The organism is Ramlibacter sp. bp-362, from assembly GCF_054956735.1.
Genome location: NZ_JBUDXE010000049.1, coordinates 1 through 278, shown reverse-complemented (window position 1 = coordinate 278; position 278 = coordinate 1). Strand labels below are relative to the sequence as shown.

At 47.8% G+C, this 278-nt stretch carries 1 protein-coding gene; it reads right to left on the bottom strand.

What is annotated here, in order from left to right; all coding sequences use genetic code 11:
- A partial coding sequence (locus tag ACY0MJ_RS22355) for a peptidoglycan-binding domain-containing protein (RefSeq protein WP_462640762.1) occupies positions 1-278 on the bottom strand: 278 nt, incomplete at both ends.

Sequence of the window (278 nt, the reverse complement as noted above, 5' to 3'; positions counted from 1 at the left end):
ATTAGCATACGGTAGAGTTTCATACCCGCACGACCATCAGGGTTGACACCTTGCTGACGCTGAAAATCTTGAATCGCATAGCGTGTTTTATCGCCAATCATGCCATCAGCTTGACCAATATCATACCCCCGATTAAGTAGTGCTTGCTGAATTTCACGGGCTTGACGGCGGCTAATACCGGCATCATCCGTTGGCCAAGGTGTGACAAAGCCAACATTGCTAGTACGGTTTTGGCTAATCATATCAGACAAATGCGCAATCGCTAGCGCGTAGTTCTC